At 69.3% G+C, this 23,352-nt stretch carries 23 protein-coding genes; 10 read left to right on the top strand and 13 right to left on the bottom strand.

Annotated features, from left to right (window positions below; all coding sequences use genetic code 11):
• Nucleotides 1–170 precede the first annotated feature (170 nt).
• The 3 genes from OHT21_RS40960 to OHT21_RS40950 all read left to right on the top strand — a co-directional run bounded on the left by OHT21_RS40960 (nt 171) and on the right by OHT21_RS40950 (nt 2,201).
• Nucleotides 171–716, top strand: a complete 546-nt coding sequence (locus OHT21_RS40960; protein ID WP_328773299.1) for a sigma-70 family RNA polymerase sigma factor — start codon at nt 171–173, stop codon at nt 714–716.
• A gap of 135 nt (nt 717–851) precedes the next feature.
• Nucleotides 852–1,367 carry a hypothetical protein gene (locus OHT21_RS40955; protein WP_165344554.1) on the top strand — a complete coding sequence of 172 codons (516 nt, stop codon included), beginning with the start codon at nt 852–854 and terminating at the stop codon, nt 1,365–1,367.
• A 186-nt stretch (nt 1,368–1,553) separates the two neighbouring features.
• Nucleotides 1,554–2,201 carry an anti-sigma factor family protein gene (locus tag OHT21_RS40950; RefSeq protein WP_328773298.1) on the top strand — a complete coding sequence of 216 codons (648 nt, stop codon included), beginning with the start codon at nt 1,554–1,556 and terminating at the stop codon, nt 2,199–2,201.
• Nucleotides 2,202–2,229: 28 nt separating this feature from the next.
• Here the strand turns inward: OHT21_RS40950 and OHT21_RS40945 are convergent, their stop codons facing one another.
• The gene (locus tag OHT21_RS40945; RefSeq protein WP_328773297.1) at nt 2,230–3,093 is read right to left on the bottom strand and encodes an Fpg/Nei family DNA glycosylase; all 864 of its coding nucleotides are present in this window, start codon (nt 3,091–3,093) and stop codon (nt 2,230–2,232) included.
• 47 nt (nt 3,094–3,140) lie between these two features.
• Complete coding sequence (locus tag OHT21_RS40940) at nt 3,141–5,216, bottom strand: SpoIIE family protein phosphatase (RefSeq protein ID WP_328773296.1); 2,076 nt, start codon at nt 5,214–5,216, stop codon at nt 3,141–3,143.
• 148 nt (nt 5,217–5,364) lie between these two features.
• Here OHT21_RS40940 and OHT21_RS40935 point away from each other — a divergent pair, with 148 nt between their 5' ends.
• Nucleotides 5,365–6,783, top strand: coding sequence for a lipase maturation factor family protein (locus OHT21_RS40935; RefSeq protein ID WP_328774420.1), 1,419 nt, complete (start codon nt 5,365–5,367; stop codon nt 6,781–6,783).
• Here OHT21_RS40935 and OHT21_RS40930 read toward each other — a convergent pair.
• The 8 genes from OHT21_RS40930 to OHT21_RS40895 all read right to left on the bottom strand — a co-directional run bounded on the left by OHT21_RS40930 (nt 6,771) and on the right by OHT21_RS40895 (nt 14,833).
• Nucleotides 6,771–7,622, bottom strand: coding sequence for an amidohydrolase family protein (locus tag OHT21_RS40930; RefSeq protein ID WP_328773295.1), 852 nt, complete (start codon nt 7,620–7,622; stop codon nt 6,771–6,773). The genes OHT21_RS40935 and OHT21_RS40930 overlap by 13 nt on opposite strands.
• Nucleotides 7,619–7,933 carry an L-rhamnose mutarotase gene (locus tag OHT21_RS40925; protein ID WP_328773294.1) on the bottom strand — a complete coding sequence of 105 codons (315 nt, stop codon included), beginning with the start codon at nt 7,931–7,933 and terminating at the stop codon, nt 7,619–7,621. The genes OHT21_RS40930 and OHT21_RS40925 overlap by 4 nt, the downstream gene beginning before the upstream one ends.
• A complete protein-coding gene (locus tag OHT21_RS40920) occupies nt 7,930–8,934 on the bottom strand; it encodes an aldo/keto reductase (RefSeq protein WP_328773293.1) in 1,005 nt (334 codons plus the stop codon). Before OHT21_RS40920 ends, OHT21_RS40925 begins: the two co-directional genes overlap by 4 nt.
• Nucleotides 8,934–9,698, bottom strand: coding sequence for an SDR family NAD(P)-dependent oxidoreductase (locus tag OHT21_RS40915; RefSeq protein ID WP_328773292.1), 765 nt, complete (start codon nt 9,696–9,698; stop codon nt 8,934–8,936). The genes OHT21_RS40920 and OHT21_RS40915 overlap by 1 nt, the downstream gene beginning before the upstream one ends.
• Complete coding sequence (locus tag OHT21_RS40910) at nt 9,695–11,068, bottom strand: L-fuconate dehydratase (RefSeq protein WP_328773291.1); 1,374 nt, start codon at nt 11,066–11,068, stop codon at nt 9,695–9,697. The genes OHT21_RS40915 and OHT21_RS40910 overlap by 4 nt, the downstream gene beginning before the upstream one ends.
• A 123-nt stretch (nt 11,069–11,191) precedes the next feature.
• Nucleotides 11,192–12,232, bottom strand: coding sequence for an ABC transporter permease (locus OHT21_RS40905; RefSeq protein ID WP_328773290.1), 1,041 nt, complete (start codon nt 12,230–12,232; stop codon nt 11,192–11,194).
• On the bottom strand, nt 12,225–13,760 hold the full coding sequence (locus tag OHT21_RS40900) for a sugar ABC transporter ATP-binding protein (RefSeq protein WP_328773289.1): 1,536 nt from the start codon (nt 13,758–13,760) through the stop codon (nt 12,225–12,227). Before OHT21_RS40900 ends, OHT21_RS40905 begins: the two co-directional genes overlap by 8 nt.
• Nucleotides 13,757–14,833, bottom strand: a complete 1,077-nt coding sequence (locus OHT21_RS40895; protein ID WP_328773288.1) for a sugar ABC transporter substrate-binding protein — start codon at nt 14,831–14,833, stop codon at nt 13,757–13,759. Before OHT21_RS40895 ends, OHT21_RS40900 begins: the two co-directional genes overlap by 4 nt.
• A 188-nt stretch (nt 14,834–15,021) precedes the next feature.
• Here OHT21_RS40895 and OHT21_RS40890 point away from each other — a divergent pair, with 188 nt between their 5' ends.
• Both OHT21_RS40890 and OHT21_RS40885 read left to right on the top strand, forming a co-directional pair.
• Entirely contained in the window at nt 15,022–15,744 is a 723-nt protein-coding gene (locus tag OHT21_RS40890; RefSeq protein WP_328773287.1) for a FadR/GntR family transcriptional regulator, read from the top strand.
• 128 nt (nt 15,745–15,872) lie between these two features.
• Nucleotides 15,873–16,403 carry a MarR family winged helix-turn-helix transcriptional regulator gene (locus OHT21_RS40885; RefSeq protein ID WP_328773286.1) on the top strand — a complete coding sequence of 177 codons (531 nt, stop codon included), beginning with the start codon at nt 15,873–15,875 and terminating at the stop codon, nt 16,401–16,403.
• An 80-nt stretch (nt 16,404–16,483) separates the two neighbouring features.
• Here OHT21_RS40885 and OHT21_RS40880 read toward each other — a convergent pair whose 3' ends face one another.
• Complete coding sequence (locus OHT21_RS40880) at nt 16,484–17,257, bottom strand: DUF4142 domain-containing protein (protein ID WP_328773285.1); 774 nt, start codon at nt 17,255–17,257, stop codon at nt 16,484–16,486.
• 395 nt (nt 17,258–17,652) lie between these two features.
• On the opposite strand from OHT21_RS40880, the gene OHT21_RS40875 reads away from it, so the two are divergent.
• A complete protein-coding gene (locus OHT21_RS40875; protein WP_328773284.1) occupies nt 17,653–18,996 on the top strand; it encodes an amidase in 1,344 nt (447 codons plus the stop codon).
• Nucleotides 18,997–19,734: 738 nt separating this feature from the next.
• Here OHT21_RS40875 and OHT21_RS40870 read toward each other — a convergent pair.
• Entirely contained in the window at nt 19,735–20,217 is a 483-nt protein-coding gene (locus tag OHT21_RS40870; protein ID WP_328773283.1) for a GNAT family N-acetyltransferase, read from the bottom strand.
• Nucleotides 20,218–20,276: 59 nt separating this feature from the next.
• Nucleotides 20,277–20,453 (bottom strand): hypothetical protein, encoded by a 177-nt coding sequence (locus OHT21_RS40865; RefSeq protein WP_328773282.1) that lies wholly within the window; start codon nt 20,451–20,453, stop codon nt 20,277–20,279.
• Nucleotides 20,454–20,857: 404 nt separating this feature from the next.
• Here OHT21_RS40865 and OHT21_RS40860 point away from each other — a divergent pair, with 404 nt between their 5' ends.
• The 3 genes from OHT21_RS40860 (at nt 20,858) to OHT21_RS40850 (ending at nt 23,350) form a co-directional block, all read left to right on the top strand.
• A complete protein-coding gene (locus OHT21_RS40860; protein ID WP_328773281.1) occupies nt 20,858–21,946 on the top strand; it encodes an S-(hydroxymethyl)mycothiol dehydrogenase in 1,089 nt (362 codons plus the stop codon).
• A complete protein-coding gene (locus OHT21_RS40855; protein WP_328773280.1) occupies nt 21,946–22,575 on the top strand; it encodes an MBL fold metallo-hydrolase in 630 nt (209 codons plus the stop codon). The genes OHT21_RS40860 and OHT21_RS40855 overlap by 1 nt, the downstream gene beginning before the upstream one ends.
• 292 nt (nt 22,576–22,867) lie before the next feature.
• Nucleotides 22,868–23,350 (top strand): hypothetical protein, encoded by a 483-nt coding sequence (locus tag OHT21_RS40850; protein ID WP_328773279.1) that lies wholly within the window; start codon nt 22,868–22,870, stop codon nt 23,348–23,350.
• Nucleotides 23,351–23,352 lie beyond the last annotated feature (2 nt).

Raw genomic sequence — 23,352 nt, 5'->3', positions numbered from 1 at the left:
AAACGGCCCCCGCGAGCGAGCCGTTCCGGCCAGCCGCAGGGCTCGGGAGCCGGCCACCGGCCGTCCCCGATCGACCGTTCATCGCACCGTTCGTCGACAGCTTCGACCGTCCGCCGACGATCCGCGTCCATGGCCTGTCCCGGCGGAGCGACCTGCGCTGACATACGGCCATGACGGCCGCCACGACCATCACGAGCACGACGACCGCCGAGCACGAGCTGGCCGAGTTGCAGCGGGAGCACGGCGCACCGCTCTTCGCCCTGTTGCTGAGGCTCTCGGACGGAGACCGGCAGCGCGCCGAGGACCTGGTGCAGGAAACACTCGTACGCGCCTGGCAGCACCCCGAAGCGCTGCGGGCCGACAACTTCGAATCCGTACGGCCCTGGCTGCTGACCGTCGGGCGGCGGCTCGCCATCGACGCGCGCCGGGCCCGTCAGGCGCGGCCCGCCGAAGTCGGGGACGCCGTACTGGAGAGCGCGCGGGTTTGCGCCGATCACGCGGAAAGGTCAGCGGCCACGCTCGATGTGCGGGAGGCTGTGAAGACACTCACTCCCGAGCACCGGGAAGTTCTGGTGCAGGTGTATTTCCGCGGTGCGAGTGTTGCGGAAGCCGCCGCGGAGCTCGGCATCCCGCCCGGTACCGTGAAGTCGCGCGCGTACTACGCGCTGCGCGCCCTGCGCCGGGTACTTCCGGGATACGCGCCCGACCTGCGGTGAAACCAACGGTCGAGTCAAACCTCCGTAAAGCGCCTTGCCGAGACCCTCTGTTGAGTAATCGGCTGTCCTCATCCGTGTTCCGGAATGGGGCCCGGGGTCGGGCAACGCGCACGTACCGGAGGAAGGCAGGAAAGGATGCTGCACAGAGGCCACGAGAGCACGGACGGCACCGGCGGCGGTGAACTCGTCGTTCCCATGGCGTGGTTGTACGCCGAGTACATCGCCGACGAGCTGTTGCGTACCGGGGACCTGATGCCGCCGACGTCATTCGAGTTCCGCGCCGGACGCGATGCGCTGGCGCTGACCATCTTCCTGTCGGACACGAGCGGTGAGCTCTCCGGCATCCGTGTCGTCTCGCAGATGGAGACCTGGCTTTCGCTGACGGCGTACGACCAGCCGTGGCAGGACTGGGTGTGCGAGCGGCTCGCGGCGCAGGCGGCCGAGGCGGTCGAATCGGGCGGCCCCGCGCCGGACCTGGAGCTGGCGACGGCGGCCTGGCGCTGGCTGGAGGAGACCGAGCTCCTCGCGCCGGACCTGGACGCGGTGCCGGGCGGAGGCCCGGTGATCGGCGAGGACGACGGCCCGAAGGTGTGGACGCCGGCCTGGCGGCTCGGCCTGCCGCTGGGGCACCTCGCGATCCACCTCTTCTGATCCGTGATCTTTCCGTACTCCGAACTTTTCTGATCCGCGACTTTTTTTGGTTCCGGACCAATCCGCGGGCGCGACGGCTCCGAATCTCCTGGTTGGTTTCCTGCGGGGCTTGAGTGATTCTTCGTTCTCGTGCGTACCGATGGGCAAGCAGCTACTTAGCTCTCACCATCGCCACGAGGATGAGGTATGAGGTCCCTGGAACGCCATCGCGACGTCGGCGCCTATGCGCTCGGCGTGCTGGACGCTGCGGATGCATTCCGCTTCGAGGACCACCTCATGGAGTGCCCTCAGTGCGCGATGCAGATACACGAACTCGCCCCCACGACACGGTCCCTGCGGGCGTACGCCGAGGCGACGCCGCGCACCGTGAATCCCATGACCAGGCCCGGCCCGGCGCTTCTTGACCGCTTGCTCGAGGATGTGGGCAAGCGGCGCCGGAAGGGGCGTACGCGCTGGCTGTTCGCCGTCGCCGCCGCGGTCGTGATCGCGGTGGGCGGGCCAGCGGTGGCGGTGCTCTCCGGCGGCTCGGACGCAGCTGCACAGCGGGTCGCCGCGACCGACCCCGGTACGGGTGTGTGGGCCGAGGTCACCAGCCGTGACCGTGCCTGGGGCAGCGACGTGGACTTTATGGTCAAGGGCATCTCCAAGCCCCAGCCCTGCGAACTCGTCGCCATCGGCGGCGACGGCTCGGAGGAGACCTTGATGAACTGGCAGGCGGGCGGCGGCGGGAAACCCACCCCCATGCAGGCCTCCGCGTCCATGCACACCGACGAGATCATCGAGTACGAGGTGCGCACGGGCGACGAGACGCTCGTGAAACTCAAGGCCCCCTGATCCCCCGCGGCACTTCTGATCTCCGGGGCTACTTCAGGAACTTGGACAACCTGCGGTCCGCAAGCGGCTTGCCGCCCGTCTGGCAGGTCGGGCAGTACTGCAGGGACGAGTCGCTGAAGGAGACCTCGCGGATGGTGTCGCCGCACACCGGGCACGCCTGCCCCGTGCGGCCGTGCACCCGCAGACCGCTCTTCTTCTCCGCCTTCAGCCGTCCTGCGGCCACCCCGCGCGAGCGCTCGACGGCCTCGGTGAGGGTGGTGCGCAGCGCCTCGTACAGGCGGTGGGTCTCCTCTGCGGTCAGTGAGGCGGCCAGCTTGAAGGGGGACATCCGGGCGGCGTGCAGGATCTCGTCGCTGTAGGCGTTCCCGATGCCCGCGATCAGGCTCTGGTCGCGCAGCGCGCCCTTGAGCTGGCGGCGCTCCCCCTCGAGCAGCTTGGCGAAGCGTCTCTCGTCGAAGTCGGCGGCCAGTGGATCCGGGCCGAGCCGGGCGACTCCCGGGACCTCGCCGGCATCCCGTACGACGTACACGGCCAGCCGCTTCTGTGTGCCGGCCTCGGTGAGGTCGAAGCCTTCGCCGGTCTCCAGGGCGACCCGCATCGCCAGCGGGCTCTTGCCCGGGCGGGGCGGGCCGTCGGGCAGGCGGTCCTTCCACTGGAGCCAGCCCGCGCGGGCCAGATGCGTCACGAAGTGCGGGCCGCCGTCCGTCGACAGGTCCAGGAACTTGCCGTGCCGGTGCACGGCCGTGACCTCGCGGCCCTCGAGGGCGGCGAGCGGCGGATCGTACGTCTTCAGGACGCTGATCGCGACGGGCAGGACCCGCACGATCTCGCGGCCGACGAGGTGCTCGGTCAGGAAGTCCTTGAGCGCCTCGACCTCGGGAAGTTCCGGCATACGTCCAGAGTGCCACCCGGTGCTGACCGTGCCATGCGCGGCGGTTGTCAGTTGCGTTCCGGCACGATGAACTCGCACCACACGCACTTGCCGCCGCCGCGTGCGTCCACGCCCCACACATCCGCCAGCCGGTCCACCACCAGCAGTCCGCGCCCCGACACCCCGGACTCCCCCGCCTCCCGGCGGCGCGGCAGGGCGCTGGAGGCGTCCTCGACCTCGACGCGCAGGCGGCGGTCGGAGCCGGTGAGGGCCCTCAGCGTGACGATCGCGGAACCCTCGGTGTGCATCAGGGCGTTGGTGATCACCTCGTCGGCGACCAGCTCGACCTCGTCGGCGCGGTCCTCGGCGCCCCAGGCCACCACCGCGGCGCGGATCATGTGCCGGGCCCCGGCGAGCGCCTCCGGATCGCCCGGCCCGATGTGCTGCTGGAGCCGTCCGCCGGACTGCTGCGCGACATGGCCGAGGCGGCGCAGCAGGAGCAGCGCGACATCGTCCTCACCTCCGCGTTCGTCGGCCACGTCGATAAGGCGGTCGGCGAGGTCGCGTACGTCGTCGGGGCCCGTGTGCACGAGTGCCTGGAGTGTCTTCATGCCCTCGTCGAGGTCCACTCCCGGCTGTTCGACAAGACCGTCGGTGTACAGCAGCAGGCTCTGGCCCGGCTCGAGTTCGAAGGTGTCGACCTGGTAGTGCAGCCGCCCGAACTCGGCGGACAGACCGAGCGGCAGTCCCCCTTCTATGAACAGACGGTGGCAGCTGCCGTCCGGGTCGCGTATCAGTGGGTCGATATGGCCGGCCCGTACGATCTGGACCACTCCGGTGGACAGGTCGGCCTCCGCGTAGGTGCAGGTCGCGAAGCGTTCGGTGTCGAGTTCGTCGAGGAAGACCGAGGCGCGGGCCATGACGGTGGCGGGCGTGTGGCCTTCGGCGGCGTAGGCGCGCAGCACGATGCGCAACTGGCCCATGACGGCTGCCGCGTGGGTGTCGTGGCCCTGGACGTCGCCGATGACGGCGCCGACCCGGCCGCCGGGCAACGGGATGACGTCGTACCAGTCGCCGCCGATGTCCCGGCCCAGCGAGGCCGAGCGGTAGCGGACGGCGATGTCGGCACCGGGGACGCTGGGGATGGAGCGCGGCAGCATGGCCTGCTGGAGGCCCTGGGCGAGGTCCTTCTCCTGCTCGTAGAGCATGGCCCGCTGGAGGCTCTGCGCGATGCTGCTGCCCAGGGCGACGAGGACGTTGCGGTCCTCCGCCGTGAAGCCCCGCTTGTCGTGGTAGAGCAGGCCGAGCGCGCCGATGGGGCGAGCCTGCGCGATCAGCGGCAGATAGGCGGCCGAGGTGATGTGGAGGTCGGTTATGTGCGGCCACAGCAGGGGGTACGACTCGGCGAAGTCCTCCGGTGACTCGATGAAGCGCGGGGTGAGGGTGCGGACGACCTCGCTCATCGGGTACTGCTCGTCTATGCGCGTGACCCGGGTGCCGGGGACGAAGCTGCCCGTGGGCCCTTCCGCGACGAGGCGTATCCTGCCTGCCTCCACCAGGCCCATGACCAGGCTTGTCGCACCGAGGCGGGGGAGTCCGTGGGTGTCGGTGAGGACGTCGATGACGTCCTGGACGGTGCGGGCGTGCGCGAGCGCGGCGGTGGCGATCTGTACGACGTTCGTCTGCCGGCGGCGGAACTCGTCCAGGGCCGCCTGTTCGCGCTGGGCCTCGCTCTCGATCAGTTCCTGGGTGGCGTCGCGGATGATGCCGATGACGCGGCGTGGCCGGCCCGTCTCGTCACGCCGGATGTAGCCCTGGGTGTGGGTCCAGCGGAGGGTGCCGTCGCGGCGGCGTATGCGGAAGTACGCCCCGTAGTTCTCGCTGCCGTCCTTGATGGCCTGGGAGACATGGGTGTCCAGGCGGTGGGACTCGGTCGGGGGGACTCGCACGGACAGGGTCTCGGGGCGACCGTCGTACTCGTCGGGAGACATGTCGAAGATCTCGTGGGCCTGGGGGTCCATCTGCATGATGCCGGTGTCCAGGTCCCAGTCGAAGCTGCCCATACGGTTGAGCGCCAGGATCGGGTCCGGGTGGGCGGGCCAGTCGTCCGGGAGTGACAGGGCGCTCGCTCCCCGATCAACCATGGGCCTTACCTTGCCAGGGTTTGGCCAAATCTTCGACTTCTCGTCACCACTGAAATGTGAGCGGATCGAGTTGCTCGCGACGGTCCTGGGAACCCCATAAACGAAGGCGTCACGCAGCGTCACGATGGGCGAGAAGGGAGCCGGCGAGATGGAGTGGTTCACCGCACCCGAGTACTGGATGAGCCGGCTGGTCTTCCAGCGGGCGCTGGCCGTCGTGTATCTCTTCGCCTTCCTGAGCGCGGCGCTGCAGTTCCGCGCGCTGATGGGCGAGCGCGGCATGCTGCCGGTGCCCCGTTTCGTCGCCCGGGTGCCCTTCCGGCAGGCACCGAGCGTGTTCCACTTCCACTACTCCGACCGTTTCTTCGCGGCCTGGGCCTGGACCGGCTGCGCGGTCTCGGTCGCGCTCATCGCGGGCCTGGACGGTCAACTGCCGCTCTGGGGCGGCATGCTGCTGTGGCTCGTCCCCTGGGTGATGTATCTGTCGATCGTGAATGTCGGGCAGACCTGGTACTCCTTCGGCTGGGAGTCCCTGCTCCTGGAGGTCGGCTTCCTCGCCGTCTTCCTGGGCAACGACGAGGTCGCCCCGCCGATCGTGATGCTCTTCCTGCTGCGCTGGCTCCTGTTCCGCGTCGAGTTCGGGGCCGGGCTGATCAAGATGCGCGGCGACCCCTGCTGGCGGAAGCTGACCTGCCTCGACCACCACCATGAGACCCAGCCGATGCCGGGCCCGCTGAGCTGGTTCTTCCACCATCTCCCGAAGCCTCTGCACCGGGTGGAGGTGGCGGCCAGCCACTTCACCCAGCTCGTCGTCCCCGTCCTGCTCTTCGCCCCGCAGCCCATCGCGACGGCCGCCGCGGGTCTGATGATCGTCACCCAGCTGTGGCTGGTCCTGTCGGGCAATTTCGCCTGGCTGAACTGGATCACGATCGTGGTCGCGCTGTCGGCCGTGGACTACGGAGTGACGCGCGGGCCGTCGGACGCTCCGCTCTGGTACGAGATCGTGGTCCTGGCCGTCGCCGCCGGACTGGTCGCCCTCAGCTACCGCCCGGCCCGCAACCTGGTCTCCCGCCATCAGGTCATGAACCGCTCCTTCGACCCGCTCCACCTCGTCAACACCTACGGGGCGTTCGGCAGCGTCAGCCGGCAGCGGTACGAGGTCGTCCTCGAGGGCACGCTGGACGAGCTGCCGCGGGCGGACTCCGACTGGCGGGAGTACGAGTTCAAGGGCAAGCCGGGTGATCCCCGGCACTGGCCGCGCCAGTTCGCCCCGTACCATCTGCGGCTCGACTGGCTGATGTGGTTCGTGGGGCTCTCCCCCGCGTACGCCGGCTCCTGGTTCGGCGCCCTGGTGGAGCGGCTGCTGGAGAACGACCGGGACACCCTGCGGCTGCTGCGCCGCTCCCCGTTCCCGGCGGATCGGCCGCCCAGGTACGTACGCGCGAGCCTGTACCGCTACCGGTACACGACCTGGCGGGAGCTGCGCGAGACGCGCGCCTGCTGGCAGCGGACGTACGTGCGGGAGTTCCTGCCGCCCGCACGGCTTGAGGTCTCCGTTCAGAGGGCGTAGACGCGGCTCGCGGTACCTGAGAAGACCTCGGCGCGCTCGCTGTCGTTCAGCCCGGACGTCAACTCCCCGGTGGCGTCCAGCACTTGGCCGTACGTGGCGGCCAGTGTGCACACCGGCCAGTCCGAGCCGAACATCAGCCGGGACGGGCCGAAGGCCTCCAGCACCGTGTCCGCGTAAGGAGCCAGATCGCTCACCGTCCAGCTCTTCGGGTCCGCCTCCGTCACCATGCCGGACAGCTTGCAGACGGTGTTGGGCAGCGCGGCGAGCGCGCGGACCTGGCTGGCCCAGGGTTCGAGTTCGCCCGAGGCGATGGGCGGTTTGCCCAAGTGGTCGAGGACGAAGGTGAGTTCGGGGTGGCTTTCAGCCGCCTTCACACAGGCGGGCAGCTGGTGCGGCAGGACGACCAGGTCGTAGGCGAGGCCCGCGGCGGCGACGGCGGTGAGTCCTCGGCGTACGTCCGGGCGCAGCAGCCACTGGGGGTCGGGCTCGCCCTGGACCTGGTGGCGGATGCCTCGCAGGTACGCGCCGCCCGGGAGTTCCGCAAGGCGTGCCAGCTCGTCGGCGACGTCCGGCCGGGTCAGGTCGGTCCAGCCGACCACTCCCCCGATCAGCTCGGTGTCCTCGGCGAGGGCCAGGAACTCCGGGGTCTCCTCGGGCACGGTGATCGTCTGCACCAGGACGGTGCGGCCGACTCCGGCGGCGCGCGTCTCGGGTTCGAGGTCCGCGAGGATGAAGTTCCGCCGCAGCGGCTGGAGTTCGGTCCCGGTGATCCAGTCTTGGTCACGTACGGAGAGGTCCCACACATGGTGGTGGGCATCGACGATCGTACGTTCCGTCATGGCAGCTCCCAGACGACCGGCAGGCCCGCCTCGGCGCCCTCGGACGAGTAGTCGTGCACTACGTCCAGCAGCTCGGCCATGCGTGTCTGCCAGGCGATGTTGACCGGCAGTTTCTCCAGCTCGGCGAGGAGCCGCCCGTAGTCCTCGCACTCCAGGACATGGAAGAGGTCGGTGCCGCTGCGCCAGATCGTCCAGGAGGTGGCACCGGCGGCGCGGATCGCGTCCGTGAGCTCGACAGGCACCTCGCGATGGGCAGCCTCGTACTCGGCGATGCGGTCGGCGCGGACCTTGGTGTGCAGGGCGATTCTCACGACGGCTCCTCTTCCGATACGTGCACGGGGGCCTCCTCGGGCAGCAGCTTGGCCTCCCGCAGCTCCTGCCAGAACTCCGCCGGTACGTCCCTGGCGAACTGCCGTACGGTGTCGCGGACTTCGTCCGCCGAGCGGGTACCGACGAGGACACTCGCGACGGCGGGATGCGCGAGCGGGAAGGCTAGGGCGGCGGCGCGCAGGGTGGTGCCGTGGCGTTCCGCGATCGCCTTGATCCGCAGGGCTTGGTCCAGCAACTCTCTTGGTGCGGACGCGTAGTTGTACGTCGCTCCCGGCTTCGGGTCCGCCAGGAGGCCGGAGTTGAAGGCACCGCCGATGACGACGGATGTGCAGCGTTCGTGCGCGGCCGGCAGCAGTTCGGTCAGGGCCCGCTGGTCGAGGAGTGTGTAGCGGCCCGCGCACAGCACCACGTCGACGTCGGTGTCGCGGACGAAGCGGGTGAGCATCTCGGCCTGGTTCATACCGGCGCCGATCGCACCGACCAGACCTTCCGCACGCATCGCCTCCAGTTCTGGATACGCCTCACGGAAGGTCTGCTCGGCATGGTCGTCCGGGTCGTGGAGGTAGACGACGTCGACACGGTCTAGGCCGAGCCGCTCCAGGCTCTCCTCCAGGCTCCGGCGTACGCCGTCGGCGCTGAAATCCCACACGCGGCGGTGGGTGGCGGGCACGGCAAAGCCGTTTGCGAGGTCGTCGCCTCCCCCGCTGAAAGGCTCGAGACGTCGGCCCACCTTGGTGGAGACCGTGTACCCGGACCGCCCGCGCAGCATCGCGCCGACGCGCCGCTCCGACACGCCGAGCCCGTAGTGCGGGGCCGTGTCGAAGTAGCGGATCCCCGCGTTCCAAGCCGTGTCGAGTGCGGCGTACGCCTGCTCGTCGCTCACCGGCGTGAACAGGCCCGCGATGCCCGCGGCACCGAAGGCCAGCTCGGTGACCTCGACGCCGGACCGTCCCAGCACCCGGGACCGGATCGGCGTACGCATCACTGCCCCACGGGCCGCAGCCGCAGCCCCTGCATTCCGCCGTCCACGGCGAGTGCCGTACCGGTGGTCGCGCCGGACAGCGGGCTCGCCAAGTAGGCGATGGCGCCCGCGACTTCGGGCGCGGAGACCAGGCGGCCGGTGGGCTGGCGGGCTTCCAGGGCGGCCCGTTCGGCGGCGGGATCCTCGGCGGCGTCCAGGAGGCGGCCGATCCAGGGGGTGTCCGCGGTGCCGGGGTTCACGCAGTTGACGCGGATGCCCTCGCGGACGTGGTCGGCGGCCATGGCGAGGGTCAGCGACAGCACGGCGCCCTTGGACGCGGAGTACAGGGCGCGCTGCGGCAGGCCCGCGGTGGCGGCGATGGAACAGATGTTCACGATGGCCGCGTGTGCGGACTCGCGCAGATGGGGCAGGGCGGCGCGGGCCGTGCGCACCATGCCGAGGACGTTGACGTCCAGGACCCGGTGCCACTGGGCGTCGTCGTTGTCCTCGACGGTGCCCTGGGCGCCGATGCCCGCGTTGTTGACCAGTACGTCAAGGCCGCCGAGGTCGGCGACGGCGGACGCGACAGCCCTGCGTACGGAGGTGTCGTCGCTGACGTCCGCCTGGTATCCGAGCAGGGGTTTGTCGACGCTCGACGGGTCCAGGTCGAGGACGGCTACCTGGGCGCCGCGGGCGGCCAGGAGTTCCGCGGTGGCCCGGCCGATGCCGGACGCGCCGCCCGTCACCAGCGCCTTGAGCCCCGCAAAGTCCTGGGTGTCGGTCATGCCGCTGCCCCTTTCCGGCCGGTGAGCCGCTGATCGGTGGATGCCTGCTGGGCGAGGTCGGCGGCCCAGAATGTGCCGCCGGGGAACGTGAACTCGGCGAGGGACTCGGGTCGCATGGTGGCCGAGAAGCCGGGCGCGGTGGGTGCCATGTAGTGACCTTCCCTGATCACCACCGGGTCGAGGAAGTGGTCGTGCAGATGGTCGACGTACTCGATGACGCGGTCCTCGGTGGTGCCGGACAGGGCCACGTAGTCGAACATCGAGAGGTGCTGGACGAGTTCGCACAGGCCGACGCCGCCGGCGTGCGGGCAGACGGGGACGCCGAACTTGGCCGCGAGGAGCAGGATCGCGAGATTCTCGTTGACGCCGCCGACGCGGGCCGCGTCGATCTGCAGGACGTCGATGCCCCCGGCCTGGAGGAGCTGCTTGAAGACGATCCGGTTCTGGACATGCTCGCCGGTGGCGACCTTGACCGGTGCGACGGCCTCGCGGATCTTGGCATGGCCGAGGACGTCGTCGGGGCTGGTGGGCTCCTCGATCCAGTACGGGTCGAAGTCGGCGAGCGCCTTGGTCCACTCGATGGCCTCGTCGACGTTCCAGCGCTGGTTGGCGTCGATGGCCATCCGGATGCCCGGGCCGACGACGGAACGGGCCACCCGGCAGCGACGTACGTCATCGGCGAGGTCCGCGCCCACCTTCAGCTTGATCTGGGTGAAGCCGTCGGCCACGGCCTGGCGGGCGAGGCGGGTGAGCTTCTCGTCGGAGTAGCCGAGCCAGCCGGGTGAGGTGGTGTAGCCGGGGAAGCCGCGCTCCTTGAGCAGTTCGGTGCGTTCCGCGGCGCCCTCTCTGCCGCGTCTGAGCAGTTGGAGCGCGTCCTCGGGGGTGAGGACGTCCGCGATATAGCGGAAGTCGACCTGAGAGACGAGGAACTCCGGGGTGGCATCGGCGAGCAACTGCCACAGCGGCTTCTGGGCGCGCTTGGCGGCGAGGTCCCATACGGCGTTCACGACGGCGCCGATCGCCATGTGCATCACGCCCTTCTCGGGCCCGAGCCACCGCAGTTGGCTGTCCCCGGTCAGATCCCGGGCCAACGACCCCGGATCCGCGCACAGTTCATCCACCGCCCGCCCGAGAACATGCGGCCGCAAAGCATCGATCGCGGCAACCTGAACATCGTTCCCCCGCCCGATGGTGAACGTGAACCCGTGCCCCTCCGCCCCGTCCTCCGAATCGGTACGCAGCACGACGTACGCGGCCGAGTAGTCGGGGTCCGGATTCATCGCATCGGAGCCGTCGAGCTCGCGAGAGGTCGGGAAGCGAATATCGAAGGTGTCGACCGCGGTGATACGGGGTGCGGCAGATGAGGACACAGAGGTGCCTTTCGGTCAGGGACAGAGGGAGCGAACTTGCCGAGTTCGGTGCGCCATCGCGCCCCGTAGGGGCGCGGGGAACTGCGCGACCAGCCACGACGCACTCGCAGCTGCAATCCGTGCTTAGTCCTGCGCACGGCCCGTCGTCACACGGGCAATCATGAGGGCAACCAGAATGATTCCTCCGTAAATGGCCTGAATCCAGAAGGACGGAACCTGCGCAAGCGTCAGCAAGTTCTGGACAACCCCAAGAAGGAGGACGCCCGTAAGGGCGCCAAACATGGTGCCCTTGCCGCCATCGAGGCTGATCCCCCCGATAACCGCCGCGGCGAACACCGTGAAGATCATGTTCTGACCCTGGTTGGCGTTGATCGCGCCGACGTACCCGGTCTGCAACAGCCCGCCCACCGCGGCGAGCGACCCCGCGATGATGAACACCGCGAGCATCACGCGATCGACCCGAATCCCGGCCGCCCGCGCCGCATCCGCGTTGCCGCCGATCGCGTACAGGGCGCGCCCCCAGCGGTGGTACCTGAGCATGAGGCCCGCGGCACCGAACGCGGCCGCCGCCAGCCACACCGAGATGGGCACCGTCAGGAAGGTGGTGGTGGCCAGCGTGTAGAAGGCGTCGGGCATGCCGAACAGTGTCTTGCCCTTGGTCGCGCCGACCAGCAGACCGCGCAGGACGATCAGCATCGCGAGCGTCACGATGAACGCGTTGAGCTTGAACTTCACGACGAGCACGCCGTTGAAGCCGCCGATCGCCGCGCCCACGAGCAGGATCGCCAGCAGGGCGAGCCCCGCTGGCAGGTCGGTACCCCAGCCGGAGGCCGCGGCGGGCAGCACGAGCAGCGCGCCGACGGCGGGCGCGATGCCGACGACCGACTCAAGGGACAGGTCGAACTTCCCGGTGATGAGCACCAGCGACTCGGCGAGTACCACCATCGCGAGTGCCGCGGAGGCCCCGAGGATCGAGATCAGGTTGCGCTCGGTGAGAAACGAGTCGTTGACGAACGCACCGAGTACGAGGAGCAGCAACAGCGCCGGTACGAGGGCGAGTTCGCGGGCCCTGCGCAGAAGTACGGACTTGGCGTTGGCGCTGCCCTTCACCACCGCCTGCTTGGAGGTGGCGGGCGAGGCCGACGGGGCCTTCGTGTCAGCCATGGTCCTGATCCACTCCTTCTATGGATGCGATGAGCTCGTGGTCGCGCCAGCCCGCGGGGTGCTCGGCCACGACGCGGCCGTGGAAGAGGACGAGAACGCGATCGCAGCGGCGCAGGTCGTCGAGTTCGTCGGAGACGACGAGCACGGCGGTCCCGTCGTCCCGGGCCGAGTCCACGCGGGAGAGCAGGGACTCCTTGGACTTCACGTCGACGCCCGCGGTGGGGTTGATGAGGACGAGAAGCCGCGGGTCGGAGGCGAGGGCGCGGGCCATGACCACCTTCTGCGCGTTGCCGCCGGAGAGATCGGATACGGGCTGGTCGGGGCCCTCGGCGTGGATGTCCAGCCGGTCGATCAGCTCGGTGGCGAAGCCACGCTTGCGAGCGGTGCCCACGAACCCGTACTTCCCGAGCCGGTCCAGGATGCTCATGGTGGCGTTGTCGCCGATGGTCATCCCGAAGACGAGCCCTTGTCCGTGCCGGTCGCGCGGCACGCAGCCGACGCCGGCCTTCAGTGCTCCCTGGACATCGCCGAACGGCAGCGGCGTGCCGTCCAGCAGGGCGGTTCCCGAGGTCGGGGTGTGCAGTCCGGCGAAGGACTCGGCGAGCGTGATCTTCCCGCTGGCGCTGGAACCGGCGAGACCGACGACCTCGCCGCGGCGAACGGTCAGATCGACGTTCTCGTACGTGTCGGAGGTCAGACCCTTCGCCTCCAGCACGACCGGCGCGTCGGCACCCTTGTCCTCCAGCACGGTGTCCGCGTGTTCCAGCACCGCTTCCGCGGCGGCCGCCTGCCGTTCGGCGACCGCCTCCCCCGCCATCGCCTCGACCAGCGCGCCGCGCGGCAGTTCGGCGACCGGCGCGGTGGTGATCCAGCGGGCGTCGCGCAGCACCGTGACGGTCTGGCACACCTCGTACACCTCCTGGAGGTGATGCGAGATGAACAGGAAGGTGACGCCGGACTCCTGGAGCGCGCGCATGCGCGTGAAGAGGCGCTCGATCTCCCGGTTGTCGAGCTGCGCGGTGGGTTCGTCGAGGACGATGAACCGGGCGCCGAAGCTCAACGCCCGGGCGATCTCGACCATTTGACGGTCCTCGACCTTGAGATCGGCGGTACGCGCCTCCGGGTCGACGTGCACGTCCCAGGTGTCGAGGACCTCGGCCGCCTGCTCCTTCAGCCGGCGCCAGCTGATGAGGCCGCCGCGGCCGGTGGGCTGCCGGTTGATGAAGAGGTTCTCGGCGACCGTCAACTCCGGGACCACCGTGGGCCGTTGGTAGACGCAGGCCACCTTGCGCCGCCAGGCGTCCCGGTCGGCGAGCGCGGGCGCGGGCTCGCCGTCGAAGCGGACGGTGCCCTCGTCGGCGGCCTGGAGTCCGGTGAGGATGGTGACGAGTGTGGACTTGCCCGCGCCGTTGCGGCCCACGAGGGCGTGGGACTCGCCGGGGAGGACAGTGAGCTGACCGTCTTGGAGGGCGACGGTGGGACCGTATCGCTTGGTGATCCCACGCGCCTCCACGAGTGGTGTGCTCATCCGACCGTGTTCCCCCACAGCTTCGGGTCGTCGACGTTCTCCTTGGTGACCAGCGGCGCGGGTAGCTGGTCCTCGAGGATGCCGCTCGGCAGCTTGACGATCGTGGAGCCGTGGTCGGTCGGACCCGGCTTGAACGTCTTCCCCTGCATCGCCGCCTTGATGTAGTACATGCCGTACTTGGCGTACAGGTCGGCGGGCTGCGAGACGGTGGCGTCGATCTCGCCCTTGCGGATGGCGTCGTACTCCTGCGGGATGCCGTCGTTGGAGACGATCGAGATGTGGCCCTTCTCGCCGGCCTTCTTCAGCATTCCCTTGGACTTGAGGGTCTGCAGCGTCGGCGCGAGGTAGACGCCGCCCGCCTGCATGTAGATGCCCTTGATGTCGGGGTTGGCGTTCAGCAGAGTGTCGAGCTTGGAGGCCGCGGCGTCGGACTCCCACTTGGCGGGGATCTCCAGGACCTTCAGCTTCGGGTAGTTCTTCTTGACGCAGGAGCGGAACGCCTCGGAGCGGTCTCGGCCGTTGACCGAGGCGAGGTCGCCCATGATCTGCACGACCTTGCCGGAGGGGATCTGCTTGCCGAGGTACTCGCAGGCCTTCTCGCCGTACGCGACGTTGTTGGCACGTACGACCATCGCGACCTTGCCCTTCTCGGGCGCCACGTCGACGGCGACCACGGGCACGCCCTTGCGCTCGGCCTGGTCGAGCCCGGCGGAGATCGCGGCGCTGTCCAGAGGGGCCACGACGAGGCCCTTCACACCCTGGTTGAGCTGGTTGTTGATGTCGGTGATCTGCTGCGAGGGGTCGCTGTTGGAGTTGACGGTCTTGAGGGCGTCCACGTCCTCGGACTTCGCCATCTTCGGCACGTAGTCGTTGTACGACTGCCAGAACGGCGAGGTCAGCAGGGGCAGGATCACCCCGACCTTGCCTTCGCCGCCGCCCTCACCACCGGAGGCGACGCTGTCCTCGGTACTGCCGCACGCCGCGAGCACGAGGGTGGCGCAGGCGGCCGCGGCCGCCGCTCGTAGGGGGGTCCGCCTCTTCCGCAGTCTCGGACCGGCTGTCTGTCGACTCATCCGTCGGCTCCTCATCGAGCGAGATCGAGCAGGTGCCCGATCGAGCGTGATCGAGCAGATGCCCGCATATTTATCAGACCACTTCCCCCTGACAACACCCTCAGACACCAAACTTCCGCCATTTTGAGCGTAGTGGTCTGACCACTGTGCTGATTAGACTGCGGCACACCGGTGACAGGAGGAGTGGCGTGGACGAGACCCTGCCCAGGCAGACGGAGCCCACAGCGCAGAAGGGCACCGTGACGCAGCGCGCCATCGAGCAGATCAAGGCGATGATCGGCGAGGGGCGCCTTGAGCCGGGCGCGCGGCTGCCGACCGAGCGTGAGCTGGCGGTCCAGCTGGGCATCTCACGCAGCTCGATGCGTGAGGCGATCCGCGCGCTGACCGTCCTGGGGGTACTGGAGGCCCGGCACGGATCGGGTATCTACGTAACACAGTTGGAAGCCGGGGATCTGCTGGAGACCTTCGGTGTGGTCGCCGATCTCTCCCGCGGGCCGCAGCTGGTGGAGCTGCTGGAGGTGCGGCGGATCCTGGAGTCGACGGCGACGGCGCTGGCCGCCGCACGGATCACCCCTGGTGAACTCGCCGAGGTGGAAAAGCACTTGGCGGCCATGCACGCGACGGACGACCCGGAGGAGATCCTCTCCCACGACCTGGCGTTCCATCGCGCGATCGTCGCGGCGGCGGGCAACGACACGATGGCGGCGATCCTTGAGGGCCTGTCCTCGCGTACGTTCCGTGCCCGGGTCTGGCGGGGCTATCAGGAGGAGGGCGCCTTCGCGCGCACCCGCCGCGAGCATGTGGCAATCCATCGCGCGCTGCTCGCCCATGATCCGGAGGCGGCCCGGGCGGCTGCCGCCGCGCATGTGGGCGAGGTGGAGGAGTGGCTACGAACCCAGCTCAGTCAGTAACGGTGCGTGACACACAGGGGCCGTGATACCCGCACGGGCCTACGCTGCGACGACTCGAGGGTCAAGGGAGTCGAAAATCGTTTCACCTCAGTGGCGACTGAAGTGGATCGACGCGATAGAAAGGACCCATGCCGGAGCGTGAGGCGCCCGTGAGGGGCGTGGACGACGTCGACGAGGTGACCCGCGCGGTACTGACCGCGTCGAGGTTGCTGGTCGCGGTGTCCGCCCGCTCACTGTCCGCGGTCGAGGAGCGGGTGACGCTTCCTCAGTTCCGGATGCTGGTGGTGTTGTCGACGCGGGGCGCCACCAAGCTGGTCGCCCTGGCCGACCTGCTTCATGTGGCGCCGTCCACGGCCATGCGCATGGTGGACCGGCTGATCGCGGCCGGTCTCGCCGACCGGCAGACCAGCCCCGCCGACCGCCGGGTGACCCTGCTGCGGCTGACCGGCGAGGGCCGGCGCACGGTGCGGGAGGTCATGGCCCGGCGTCGCGCCGACCTCGCCGAGATCGTCAGACGGCTCGAGCCCGAGCAGCGGATGGGCCTCATCGAGGCGCTCAGCGCCTTCAACGAGGCCGGCGGCGAACCTCCCGCACCGGCGGACGATCCCGAGTGCCGGCCGCCGAGCTGGGCGGACGTCGAACTGGGACGCGGAGCCTGAACTCTATGCCGCCACTGCGGGACCTTTGTACCGCAGGTGTGCGGCCGCCCTCGTACGAGCCGAGGGCGGGCCGACAGCCGTCACCCACCATCCAACGACGGGTTGGACGTCGAGTTGACCGACGCCCCGGGCGTCGGCGGGCCGGGCGTCTTGATGTTCAGGTCCGGACGCGGCTTGAGGGCCAGGACCGGCGCTCCCGGCGCAGGCGGGGGCGGAGTGGTGTTGTCCTTGGGCAGCTTCGGCGGGGCGGTCTGCTGGAAGTTGTTCTGCTCGAAGTTCACCAGCTCCGTCTTCTCCAGAATCGTCATGTGGTCGAGGACCGTGGCATTGGCCAGGTCGGCGAGCTGCCGTACCAGACTGTTCTGGGTGGAGGCGCGGATCTTCGCGATGGTCGGGAAGATCTGACCATGCGTCACGCGCATGATGCTGACCGCGGTGGAGTCGAACTGCTTGCCGGTGCTCCCGTCCACCTGCGCCACGAACTGCTGCTGCTGCGGGGACGCCTGGTTGGGCAGAGTGATGCCCAACTCCGGGGCGATCTGGCGGCACATCACATCGAGGCCGCCGTGCCCGACGACCAGATGCTTGCCGGCCTCCTTCATCGCCTCGGTGGTGCCACGCTCCATGGCCAACTCGCCCAGGGGGTACTCCCACAAGCCTGCCGCGCGCACCTTCACCACGAAGTCGCGGTCTGCCTCCGTCAGCGGCCCGTAACGGGTGTTGGCGATGACACGCTCCTGATTCGCGGACGTGTTCTCGATACCCAGCATCGCCGGGTAGGCGAGTGCGGCGATCGTCATCGTCATGCCGCCGACCACGAAAACAGTTCCCGCAATGTTCCGTGATATGCGCATACATCCTCCTGGCGTGACTGGCGCTGACGCCAGAAGGTACGGACGAACCCGCTGGAGCGATCATTGCACCCGGTAAATTTTCTTATCCGCCGTGTGATTCGCGTCACACACGCTCACGACCCGTCAGCGATACAGCGCGAAACCGCACGATACGACTGGGCCCGCGCGACCGCGTAATCCACGCCCCCGGCGCCACAGGCTGCCAGCTGCCGCCGTCGCGCACCTCCATGGCACCCTCTCCCCCCACCTCCAGCACCGAGTAGACGCAGGTCAAGTACTCGGCAGCAGTTGGCCACCCACTGCCCACAACCCCTCGACGTGGCGCCCCGACCGGGGCACAGTGCTCCCCATACCAGTGAGTAAGTTCACGTGTCACCCCTACAGAAGGAGCCTCCGTGACCAACTGGGTCGGCCGGACCGCCACCGAGATCGCCGCAGCAGTACGCGAGAAGCGGGCCACGCCCCGCGAGGTGGTGGCCGAGCACCTCGCCCGCATCGAGCTGCTCGACGCCCGCGTGGGCGCCTTCCGCCGACTGCGCGCGAAGGAGGCACTCGCCGAGGCCGAAGAGGTGGCAGCCCGCGCCGACCTGGCCGAACTCCCCCTGGCAGGCGTGCCGTTGGCGGTCAAGGACAACCTGGCCGTACAGGGCGAATCGACCCGCCTGGGTTCCGCCGCGACCCCCGACACCCCAGCAGACCACGACCACGTCACGGTGGCCCGACTGCGCGCGGCGGGCGCGATCGTCGTAGGCCTCACGAACGTCCCGGAACTCTGCGTCTTCGGCACCACGGAGGGCGTCCACGGCACCGCCCGCAACCCCTGGGACACCACGCGCACGGCGGGCGGCTCGTCCGGCGGCAGCGCGGCCGCGGTCGCCGCCGGAATGGTGCCGATCGCGCTGGGCAACGACGGCATGGGCTCCCTGCGCATACCCGCCGCCAACTGCGGCCTGATAGGCCTCAAGCCCGGCTTCGGCACGATCCCCGCGGGCATCGGCAACGGCGACTGGTTCGGCATGTCGGAGAACGGCCCCCTGGCGACCACGGTCGAGGACGCCCGCCTGATGTTCTCGATCCTGGCCGCCACCGAGGTCGTACGCTCCCCCGAACCCGTCACGCGCACCATCGCCGTCTCCGTACGCAGCCCACTGCTCGGCGTCACGATCAGCCGCCCCTACGCGACCGCGGCCCGCGAGGCAGCTCAACTGCTGGCCGAGGCGGGCCATCGGGTACGCCGCGCCGACCCGCCGTACCCCCTGTGGCTGGGCACGACCTCGCTAGCGCACTGGACGGCGGGCACGGCGGTGGACGCGGCGGGCCTGGACCCGCGACAACTCACGCGGCGAACGCGCGTGCACGCGACTGTGGGCCGCCGCTTCGTGGCCTCGGTACGCCGCGGCGCCCGCAGGGAACAGTTGCGCACACGCATGGAACCGTTCTTCGCAGAACACGAGGTACTCCTCACCCCGGCCCTCGCCCGACGCGCGCCCACCGCCGCGAACTGGCACGAACGCGGCTGGCTACGCAACCTGCTGGCCAACACGAACTACTCACCGCTGACTCCCCCGTGGAACCTGACGGGCTGGCCGGCGATGGCGGTGCCGTTCGGGACCTTGCCGTCAGGCGCCCCGTGCGCCGTACAACTGGTGGGCCGCCCCGGCTCGGAGACCGATCTCCTGGCCCTGGCCGGTCAGTTGGAGGAACTGCGACCGTGGCGACGAACGGCACCACTGGCTTAGAGGGAACCTCGCGCCTCCTTCGAAGCGGCCTTGACCGGCACCGCGACCGACGCCGACTGGGACGCCATCGCCCCGTATTCCTACGGCCGTTGGGACGAGGCGGCCCAGACCCACGCCACACTGGACGTGGGCACGCGCGGTTTCTTCCCCAGTCCCGCCCCTTCCCGGCTGTATCAATTTGCGGCTCCGCCGCGTGGGGGGCTGCGCCCCAGGCCCCGCCAGGGGGTGGGGAGTGACACGCGTGTCGCGGCTGCGGGTGCGTCGTGGCTGGTCGCGCAGTTCCCCGCGCCCCTAATGGGGCGCTCCCGGAGCCCTCAGCCACAACGGACCCGTCACCTGCCCACCGGTGGGAGGGGTCGTGGGCCGGTGCGTCGTATGCCCGTTGCTTAGCTTCGGTCTGGGCACAGCTACGCCCTGTGTCAGCAAGGGGTCGTATGCCCTGTTGGCGACGGGCTGACGCACCGGACCGCGGCCCCGCACCCACCACGAACCCAAGGGGCGCGGGGAACTGCGCGAGCAACCACAACGCACCCGCACGCGCCCAACCGCCGGAGGCACCCCGCGGGGCTGTGTCAATTTGCGGCTCCGCCGCGATGGGGGTCCCCCCGCTCGAGCGAATTCGAGAGTGGGGGAGCGACCAGCCACGACGGCGCCCCAGCCGACAACGAACCCAACCGCCGGAGGCACCCCGCGAGCAACCACCACGCACCCGCAGACAAAAACGCACCCAGCGGAGGGTCACAGCGACCGGTACATGATGTGCAACCCCACCAACCCATGCCGCGGATGCTCAAACGCCTCCGGCACGGTCCCCAGGACCGTGAAGCCAAGCGCCGTCCACAGACGCACCGCAGGGTTCGTCTCCACAACAGCGTTGAACACCATGCCCCGGTAACCCTCGGCCTTCGCCGCGGTCAGGACATGTTCGGCAAGGCGACGCCCGACGCCGCGCCCCGCATGGTCCGGATCGACCATGAACCCGGCGTTCGCAATACGGCCCGCGGGCCCACCGTAGTTGGGCGCGACGTAAGCCGAGCCAACGACAACGCCGGCGGCGTCCTCGGCAACGTACACGCGCTTACCCGGCGCCATCCACAAACCGCGCGCATCGGCCTCAGAAGTCGACGGATCCCACGCGTACGTCTCACCCGCCGCAACGATCCGCCGCCAGAAAGGCCAAATCCGCGGCCAATCATCGGCCGCGGCTTCTCTGATCAGCATGGGCGCGAGTCTAGACACGCCCATGCCGTCAGCAATCGCGCTGATCCCTCGATGAACGCTCAGTCCACGCTGGGCAGGATGTGCGGCTCCGCAAGGTCGTCCTCATACCCCGCCAACCGAATCGGCGCCGACCTGGACCACACTTCGAGGCTGCCGAGCATGTCCTCGGGCCCACTGCCGTCGCGCTCCGTGCGTTCCTTGGGGCGCTGATCGCTGTTCTTCGTGTCCGGTGTCACCGCGCACTCCTTATGTGTCGGATCACCCTCGGGACTTGCAGGACCGGTCTACCGCCGGTCGCCTAAGGCCCGCTTGGGTCTGGATTACAGGCAGTACGGACGCGGTGGCGCCGGTAACTCAAGCGAGAGCAGGCCGTGGTGACCGGCTTGTCCCGGGACGGACCATGGGTGCGGGTGGCACCCGATTACACTGTCCGCCCGATACAGGGTACACAAATGAGCGGGGGTCCGCTCGATGGGGCCGAAAACAACAGGTAACCGTTTCGAATCGTTCCGCGACAAACGGGACTTGAAGCACATTGACCTCTTTTGGTTCTCAGCTGGTTATCCACAGGCGCGGAGCTAGTCGTCCGCCCCTGTGCCAACATGATCGAACGCGCCACTTTCACGCGAAGGAGCCCGACATGGCCGCCCAGCAGGTACGGGGTGTCATCGCCCCCGGCAAGAACCAGCCGGTTGAGGTCCGCACGATCCTGGTCCCGGATCCGGGCCCGGGCGAGGCCGTGGTCCAGGTGCAGGCCTGCGGGGTCTGCCACACGGACCTGCACTACAAGCAGGGCGGGATCAGCGACGAGTATCCGTTCCTGCTCGGCCACGAGGCCGCCGGGATCGTGGAGTCGGTCGGCGAGGGCGTGACCGAGGTGGCGCCCGGCGACTTCGTGATCCTCAACTGGCGTGCGGTGTGCGGCCGTTGCCGGGCCTGTCTGCGCGGGCGGCCCTGGTACTGCTTCGACACGCACAACGCGAAGCAGAAGATGACCCTGGAGGACGGCACGGAGCTCTCGCCCGCCCTCGGGATCGGCGCGTTCGCGGACAAGACCCTGGTCGCGGCCGGTCAGTGCACGAAGGTGGACCCGACCGTGTCGCCCGCGGTCGCGGGTCTGCTCGGTTGTGGAGTGATGGCCGGGATCGGCGCGGCCATCAACACCGGTTCGGTGACACGTGGCGACTCGGTGGCCGTCATCGGCTGCGGCGGCGTGGGCGACGCGGCGATCGCCGGGGCCAATCTGGCCGGCGCGGCACGCATCATCGCCGTCGACATCGACGACAAGAAGCTGGCCACGGCCCGCACGATGGGCGCCACTCACACGGTGAACTCGAAGGAGACCGACCCGGTCGAGGCCATCCGCGAACTGACCGGCGGCTTCGGGGCGGACGTGGTCATCGAGGCGGTGGGCCGCCCGGAGACGTACAAGCAGGCGTTCTACGCCCGCGACCTGGCGGGCACGGTGGTCCTGGTCGGCGTCCCGACACCCGACATGAAGCTGGAGTTGCCGCTGCTGGACGTCTTCGGCCGGGGCGGCGCGCTCAAGTCCTCCTGGTACGGGGACTGTCTGCCCTCGCGTGACTTCCCGATGCTGGTCGATCTGCACCAGCAGGGGCGTCTCGATCTGGAGGCGTTCGTCACCGAGACCATCGAGCTGGGCGCGGTGGAGCAGGCCTTCGACCGGATGCACCAGGGCGATGTGCTGCGTTCGGTGGTGGTGCTGTGATGGCCGCCCGTATCGAGCACCTGGTCACCTCCGGCACGTTCAGCCTGGACGGCGGTACATGGGACGTCGACAACAACGTGTGGATCGTGGGCGACGACTCCGAGGCGATAGTGATCGACGCCGCCCATGACGCCGACGCCATAGCCGAGGCGCTCGGCGACCGCCGGCTCGTGGCCGTCGTCTGCACGCACGCGCACAATGACCACATCGACGCGGCTCCGGCGCTGGCCGCCCGCACCGGCGCCCCAATCCTCCTCCACTCCGACGACCTCCCGCTGTGGAAGCAGACCCACCCGAACCGCCTGCCGGACGGTGAACTGACCGATGGGCAACGGCTGTCGGTGGCCGGCACCGAGCTGACCGTGCTGCACACCCCGGGTCACGCCCCAGGCGCCGTCTGCCTGCACGCCCCCCAGCTGAGCACCGTCTTCAGCGGCGACACACTCTTCCAGGGCGGGCCGGGCGCGACGGGACGCTCCTTCTCCCACTTCCCGACGATCATCGACTCGATCCGCGACCGCCTGCTGACCCTGCCTCCCGAAACGGAGGTCCGCACCGGCCACGGCGACTCAACGACGATCGGTGCCGAAGCTCCGCACCTGAAGGAGTGGATAGACCGGGGTCACTGAGCGCTCCGCTGGGAGTGGGATGAGCCTGCGGGCCGGTGGGGGCTGGTCGCTCCCCCACTCTCGGCTGCTCCCCCAGTGCCTTAAGGGTGCCTTAAGGGCCTGGGGGGACCCCCAGAGCGGGGGGACCCCCATCGCGGCGGAGCCGCAAATTGACACAGCCCCGCGCCCCTTACGGGGCGCGATTCCGCACCGGACTTCATCAAGGTTCAGATCCTGTTGGTTCCGTTGAAAGCTGGCCATGATCTGCTGGCGCGGGACAACGGCCTTTCTCGCGGGCAGGGAGGACTGGCGCATGGAGCTGCGCAGTGTCGACGAGCTGATGGATCTGCTGCACGCCTGCCGAGGGGCCTGGGGCGCCTCGGCAGTCCCCCACCGGAAGCCACGCCAAAGGGGAGGGTCACCCGCCGGCAGCGCACTCGATTTGCACGATCACGCACTGCAGACCGCCGCGCTGCTGCGGCGCGGTCATCCCAGTGACAAGGAACTCCAGGTGGCCGGCCTGGTGCACGGCATAGGTCAGCTGCTGTACCCCGGTGACGAGGCCCGTCACGCCGACCACGCGGCGGACGCCGTGCGGTCCCTGCTCGGCGAGCGCGTCGCCTGTCTCGTACGCCTGCGTGCGGCACCGTGGGACGACGGCCCGTTCGACGACGACGTGCTGTCCCTGCGGCAGGCGGACGAGGCCGGCAAGGTCGCCGGGCTCAACGCCGGCGTGCTGGAGGACTGGCGCACGGTCTTGGAGCTGGTCGCGGCACGCGCCACCGTCCGCCGCTGACG

Origin of the sequence: Streptomyces sp. NBC_00286 (assembly GCF_036173125.1) — a bacterium.
GTDB lineage: Bacteria > Actinomycetota > Actinomycetes > Streptomycetales > Streptomycetaceae > Streptomyces.
The sequence above is the reverse complement of the archived record's forward strand: the minus strand, read 5'-3'. Positions and strand labels throughout refer to the sequence as shown.